General features: G+C 70.1%; 6 protein-coding genes. 2 read left to right on the top strand and 4 right to left on the bottom strand.

The window, feature by feature from the left end; all coding sequences use genetic code 11:
• Nucleotides 1-121 precede the first annotated feature (121 nt).
• From ABZ809_RS32775 to ABZ809_RS32760, 4 genes are all read right to left on the bottom strand, one after another.
• Nucleotides 122-1,750, bottom strand: coding sequence for a cytochrome bc complex cytochrome b subunit (locus tag ABZ809_RS32775; protein WP_357566528.1), 1,629 nt, complete (start codon nucleotides 1,748-1,750; stop codon nucleotides 122-124).
• Entirely contained in the window at nucleotides 1,747-2,835 is a 1,089-nt protein-coding gene (locus ABZ809_RS32770) for a Rieske 2Fe-2S domain-containing protein (protein WP_357566527.1), read from the bottom strand. The genes ABZ809_RS32775 and ABZ809_RS32770 overlap by 4 nt, the downstream gene beginning before the upstream one ends.
• A 67-nt stretch (nucleotides 2,836-2,902) precedes the next feature.
• Nucleotides 2,903-3,736, bottom strand: a complete 834-nt coding sequence (locus tag ABZ809_RS32765; protein WP_357566526.1) for a cytochrome c — start codon at nucleotides 3,734-3,736, stop codon at nucleotides 2,903-2,905.
• 72 nt (nucleotides 3,737-3,808) lie between these two features.
• Nucleotides 3,809-4,408 (bottom strand): heme-copper oxidase subunit III, encoded by a 600-nt coding sequence (locus ABZ809_RS32760; RefSeq protein ID WP_357566525.1) that lies wholly within the window; start codon nucleotides 4,406-4,408, stop codon nucleotides 3,809-3,811.
• Between the two features lie 108 nt (nucleotides 4,409-4,516).
• On the opposite strand from ABZ809_RS32760, the gene ABZ809_RS32755 reads away from it, so the two are divergent.
• Together ABZ809_RS32755 and ABZ809_RS32750 are read left to right on the top strand one after the other, a co-directional pair.
• On the top strand, nucleotides 4,517-5,461 hold the full coding sequence (locus tag ABZ809_RS32755; RefSeq protein ID WP_357566524.1) for a cytochrome c oxidase assembly protein: 945 nt from the start codon (nucleotides 4,517-4,519) through the stop codon (nucleotides 5,459-5,461).
• Nucleotides 5,462-5,644: 183 nt separating this feature from the next.
• A complete protein-coding gene (locus tag ABZ809_RS32750; protein ID WP_357566523.1) occupies nucleotides 5,645-6,040 on the top strand; it encodes a hypothetical protein in 396 nt (131 codons plus the stop codon).
• The last annotated feature ends 5 nt before the right edge of the window (nucleotides 6,041-6,045 follow it).

Raw genomic sequence — 6,045 nt, 5'->3', positions numbered from 1 at the left:
GGGTTTTTCCGGGCCCCCCCGGGGGGGGAACACAACCCCCCCCCCCCCCCGCGGCCCCCCGAAACGCCGGGGGGCCCCCGCGTCGGCCCCCGGCCGGCCCCCACGTCGAGGTGTCGCGAGGTCAGCGACGGCTCTCGCCGCTGCCGATCTCCTCCCGTTCCGGCTTGGGCTCGACCGGCGGGTGGCCCGGGGAGACCGGAGCCTCGGCCGGCCTCTCGATCGGGTAGAAGAAGCCCCGGATGGCCGGGCCGAGGGCACCGAGCCGGTTCATCTTCTTCGGTACGACCCAGCCGGCGTAGTCCAGCGCGCCGTGGCCGTCGTGCCCGTCGACCGGCGCGAGGGGCTGGTGCACCTCTTCGAACCGGCCGTCGGGCAGGCGCCGGATGATGCCCGTCTCGACACCGTGGGCGAGGACCTCCCGGTCGTGCTGCTGGAGGCCCAGGCAGATCCGGTAGGTGACGTAGTACGCCAACGGGGGCAGGACGAGCAGACCGATCCGGCCGGCCCAGGTCATCGCGTTCAGGCTGATCTGGAACTTGTCGGCGATGACGTCGTTCGCGCCCGAGATGGTCAGCACGACGTAGAACGCGAGGGCCATGGCGCCCACCGCGGTCCGGGCCGGCACGTCCCGGGGCCGCTGGAGCAGGTTGTGGCTGCGGGTGTCCTTGAGGCGCCGGGCCTCGATGAACGGATAGAGCACCGACAACCCCACCAGGATTCCCGGCAGCACCACCGTCGGCCAGAACAGCGGCGGGATCACGTACCCGTCGCCGATCGGTATGTTGATCTCCCAGGCCGGCATCAGACGGGTCGAGCCGTCCAGGAACATGACGTACCAGTCGGGCTGGCTGGCGGCCGAGACCACCCACGCCTCGTACGGGCCGAACAGCCAGATCGGGTTGATCTGGAACAGGCCGCCCATCAGCGCGATCACGCCGAAGACGACCATGAAGAAGCCGCCCTGCTTGATCGCGTAGCGGGGGAACATCCGCTCGCCGACCACGTTGCCGTTGGTCCGGCCGGGGCCCGGCCACTGGGTGTGCTTCTGCTTGAAGACCAGGCCCAGGTGGGCGCCGATCAGCGCGAGCAGCAGGCCAGGGATGAGCAGCACGTGGGCGATGTAGAACCGGCTGATGATGATCGTGCCCGGGAACTCCCCGCCGAAGATCGACGAGGTGACCCAGGAGCCGACCACCGGGATGGACAGCATGATCGCCGAGGCGATCCGCAGGCCGGTGCCGGAGAGGCCGTCGTCCGGCAGCGAGTAGCCGGTGAAGCCGGCGAGGAAGCCGACCCAGAACAGCAGCGAGCCGATGATCCAGTTGGTCTCGCGCGGCTTGCGGAACGCGCCGGTGAAGAAGACCCGGAGCATGTGCACCACGATGGCCGCCATGAACAGCAGCGCCGACCAGTGGTGCATCTGCCGCATGATCAGGCCGCCGCGGACGTCGAACGAGATGTCCAGGCTGGAGGCGTACGCGGCCGACATCGGCGTGCCCCGCAGCGGGGCGTAGCTGCCGTTGTAGACCACCTCGGTCATCGCCGGCTCGAAGAAGAAGGTCAGGAAGACCCCGGTCAGCAGCAGGACGATGAACGAGAAGAGCGCGATCTCGCCGAGCAGGAAGGACCAGTGGTCCGGGAAGACCTTGTTCAGCAGCCGGCGCAGCGGGGTGGCCACCTGGAAGCGGTCGTCCACTCCCCGGGCGGCGTTGCCCGGCACTGCTGCCATCTCAAACTTGCGCCGCTTCACGGCCGCTCCCAGAAGTCGGGCCCGACGGTCTCGGTGTAGTCGGACTTGGCCACGAAGTAGCCCTCGGAGTCCACCTCGATCGGCAGCTGCGGCAGCCGTCGGCTGGCCGGGCCGAAGATGGGCCGGGCGTTGTCGGTGATCAGGAACTGCGACTGGTGGCACGGGCAGAGCAGGCGGTTGGTCTGCTGCTCGTACAGGCTCGCCGGGCAGCCGGCGTGGGTGCAGATCTTGGAGAACGCGGCGAAGTTGCCCCACATGTAGTCGCCGTGCTGCTCGCGCTGGTTGGCCCGGCGCGACTCCTCCGCGTCGCTGTCCCGCAGGTGGATCAGCAGGGCCGGCGAGTCCGCGTGCAGGTTGCTCACGCCGTGGTCGATGCCCGGGAAGACGGTGACCTGGCCGCCGGTGCTGATGTCCGCCGGCCGGATCGGCCGCCCGTCCTCGCGGACCAGCCGGATCTTCTCGCCGCTCTCGGTCGGGGCGAATCCGGTGGTGAACATCTGGTTGTTCTTGTGCGGCTGGGAGATCAGGCCGCCGACCAGGGGCGCCGCGGCGACCGCGCCGACCGGCGCGAGACCGGCCAGCAGCGAGATGCCGAGCAGCGGCCGGCGCTTCACGCCCAGCTCGTCGGCCATGTAGAGCATGGTCTGGCCGGTGATGATGCGGTCGTCCTCCGAGACGGCACCCTCGTGCCGGTCCTGGATGGAGACCTCCTTCGGCAACAGCTTCTTGCCCCAGGTCAGGATGCCGAAGCCGATGCCGAGCAGGGCCACGCCGAGGGTGACGCCGAGCAGCGGGGTGTACCACTTGTCGCCGCCGCTGCCGGCGTGGTACTCCCACGGCCACCAGATGTAGATCACCAGGAAGGCGGTCGCCGCCAGCCCGGTCAGCAGGAAGAACGACGCGACCGTACGGGTCAGCCGGCGCTCGGCCTTGCTGCCCGGCGCGACCTGCGGCTCGTAGTGGACGATCTCGATGTCGTCCCGGCGCGCGCCCTCGCGGACGATGTCGAACTGGCTGAGCCCGGGGGTGTTCACGTCGAGCGGCTCCCGGCCCTGCTGGGCCTGGTGCTCGGTGTGCGTGGTCATGCCGTCACCTCGCTACGCGCGGTGCCGGGCTGCGGCACCACAGCACTGAATCGGATGAGCCGCCCGGTCACGACTTGCCCGCAATCCACAGGCTCGCGAAGACGAGCGCGACGATGCCAACCAGGAAGATCGCCAGCCCCTCGGTGGACGGCCCGTACCGACCGAGGTTGAAGCCGCCCGGGTCCTTGTCGTGCTTCAGGGTCTCCTGGATGTAGGCGATGAGGTCCGCCTTCTGCTCCGGAGTGATCTGGTTGTCGCCGAAGACCGGCATGTTCTGCGGGCCGCTCAGCATGGCGGCGTAGATCTGCCGGTCGCTCGCCGGACGCAGGCTCGGCGCGTACTTGCCGGAGGACAGGGCGCCGCCGCCACCACCGAAGGCGTGGCACTGCGCGCAGTTGATCCGGAACAGCTCGCCGCCCGCGGCGACGTTGCCGTCGGCGTGCAGGTTCTCGCCGTCGGGCACCTGCGGGCCGCCGCCGAGCTCCTGGACGTACTGCGCGAGCTGGCGGATCTCCTCGTCGGTGAACAGCTCGGGCTTGCGCTGCGCCTGGGCCTCCTGCCGGGCCATCGGCATGCGGCCGGAGCTGACCTGGAACTCGACCGAGGCCGCGCCGACGCCGATCAGGCTCGGCCCACGGCCCTCGACGCCCTGGGCGTTGCGACCGTGACAGGTCACGCAGCTCACGTCGAACAGCGCCTTGCCCTCCGCGGCGGCACCGGTGAGCGGGGTGTCCTGCGCCTGGACGCCGGGGGCGAAGACGGTGTAGGCGCCGCCGGCCAGCATCAGCGCGGCGAACAGCCGGACCGCGGCACCCAGCCGGCGGCGGCCCCTGCTGCGCGCCGCGGGCCGCTCGCGCAGCCGCGCGAGCAGACCGCGTCGGCGGTCGTTGTCAGAAGTCATGACCTGTGTCCTTAACCGGTTGGACCTTGTCTCAGGGGACGGAGCAGCGGCGCGGTTCGTGACGCGCCAAGATCACTGAAGCCAGTAGATCATGGCGTAGAGCCCGATCCACACGACGTCGACGAAGTGCCAGTAGTAGGACACGACGATCGCCGACGTGGCCTGCGCCGGTGTGAACCGGCCCATCGTGGTGCGGATCATGAAGATGACGAAGGCGACCAGGCCGCCGGCCACGTGCAGGCCGTGGAAGCCGGTGGTGAGGTAGAACATCGAGCCGTAGCCGTCTGCGTTGATCTTGATGCCCTCGTGCACCAGCTCGCGGTACTCGTTGAGCTGGCCGAGGACGAAGATCAGGCCCATCACGAAGGTGATCGTGAACCAGCGCCGCAGCGCGTGGACGTCACCCTTCTCCGCGGCGAACACACCGAGCTGGCAGGTCACCGAGGACAGCACCAGGATCACCGTGAAGGTGGTCGCGTAGGGGATGTTGAGGTGGGCGGTGTGCTCCGCCCACTGCTCCGGTGCCGCCGCGCGGATGGAGAAGTACATCGCGAACAGCGCCGCGAAGAACATGAGTTCGCTGGAGAGCCACACGATCGTCCCGACGCTGACCATGTTGGGTCGGGTCAGGGAGTGGATCCGGCTCTTGTCAATGGCTGGGGCCGCAGTCACGCGGTCATTATTGCCCTTGACCGGGGCCGGCGATCAGCGGGGGGCCAAACCCGGGACACCGACAGCCCGATCGTGGCAGTCCGGTTCGCCTGACCTAGGCTGAAAAGCGTGCTGCTCGCCGATCCGATCTCCGCCGCAGCCGCGGCCACTCCGCCGGCGGCGGCCGCGGCCACCCCACCGCCGTTCTCCGTCACCGCGGTGTTCACCGAGACCCGGCTGGACAGTTGGCTGGCCGTCGGCCTGGTGCTGGCCGCCGGCATCTACCTCTACGGGGTGCACCGGCTGCGCGTCCGGGGCGACCGGTGGCCGGTCGCCCGGACGGTCTTCTTCCTCGGCCCCGGCCTCGGCGGCATCGCGGCGGTCACGGTCAGCGGCCTGCACGCCTACGACACGGCGCTGCTGTCGGTGCACATGGTCCAGCACATGGTGCTCTCCATGGTCTCGCCGATCTTCCTCGCGCTGGGCGCGCCGGTGACGCTGGCCCTGCGCACCCTGCCGCCGCGACCGCGCAAGCGGCTGCTGGCGGTCGTGCACAGCCGGATCGCCCGGATCTACAGCTTCCCGCTGGTGGCGTTCGCCATCTTCGTGGTGAACCCGTTCGCGCTCTACTTCACCGACCTGTACCGCTACACGCTCGAACACGCGTGGGCACACGAGGTCGTGCACGCGCACTTCATCCTGACCGGCTGCGTGTTCTTCTGGCCGCTGCTCGGGCTCGACCCCCTGCCGGGTCGCTGGCCGTACCCGGCCCGGGCGTTGCTGATGCTGCTCTCCGTGCCGTTCCACACCGTGCTCGGGCTCACCATCATGCAGAGCAGCACGCTCTTCGGCGGCGACTGGTACCCGTCGCTCGGGCTGACCTGGTCGGACCCGTGGCAGGACCAGGTGGTCGCCGGCGGCATCCTCTGGGCCGGCGGCGAGTTCGTCAGCGTGACCATGCTGGCCGTACTGGTCGTGCAGTGGATGCGGCACGCCGAGCGGGAGGCCCGCCGGATCGACCGCGACCTGGACCGCCAGGAGGCCCGCCAGCGCGCCGCGCAGCCCGCCGCCTGAGCCGTGCCGGCCGTACGCCCCGACAGCCCCCGGGGGGACGTCGCACACCTCACACCGACCGGTACGATCAGCGGCAGCTACGAGGTGGGAGCCGGTCCAGCCAATGACTGAGCCCAGCGAACGAATCATCAAGCGCCGTGCGGTGGTGCCTCACACCGGCGCGGAGCGAAGCGGAGTGTCGGCATGAGCGATCGTCCTTGCACCGTCCTGCTCTACAGCGACGACGCGCAGGTCCGCGACCGGATGCGGCTCGCCGTGGGCCCGCGTCCCGCGCCCGACCTGCGCGTCGAGTTCGTCGAGGCGTCCGACTACGCCGAGTGCGTCCGGCTCGTCGACGACTACGAGATCGACCTGATGGTGCTCGACGGCGAGGCGAGCCCGGGCGGCGGCATCGGCATCGCCCGGCAGATCAAGGACGACCGGGCCGACGCTCCCCCGACCTGCGTGGTGATCGCCCGCGCGGCCGACCGATGGCTCGCGGCCTACGCCGAGGTCGACGCCACCCTGGTGCACCCGCTCGACCCGGTGACCACCGGCACGACGGTGGCCGAGCTCCTGCGGACGCACGCACCCGCCTGACGTCC

The organism is Micromonospora sp. NPDC047074 (assembly GCF_040643815.1).
Lineage (GTDB): Bacteria > Actinomycetota > Actinomycetes > Mycobacteriales > Micromonosporaceae > Micromonospora.
The sequence above is the reverse complement of the archived record's forward strand: the minus strand, read 5'-3'. Positions and strand labels throughout refer to the sequence as shown.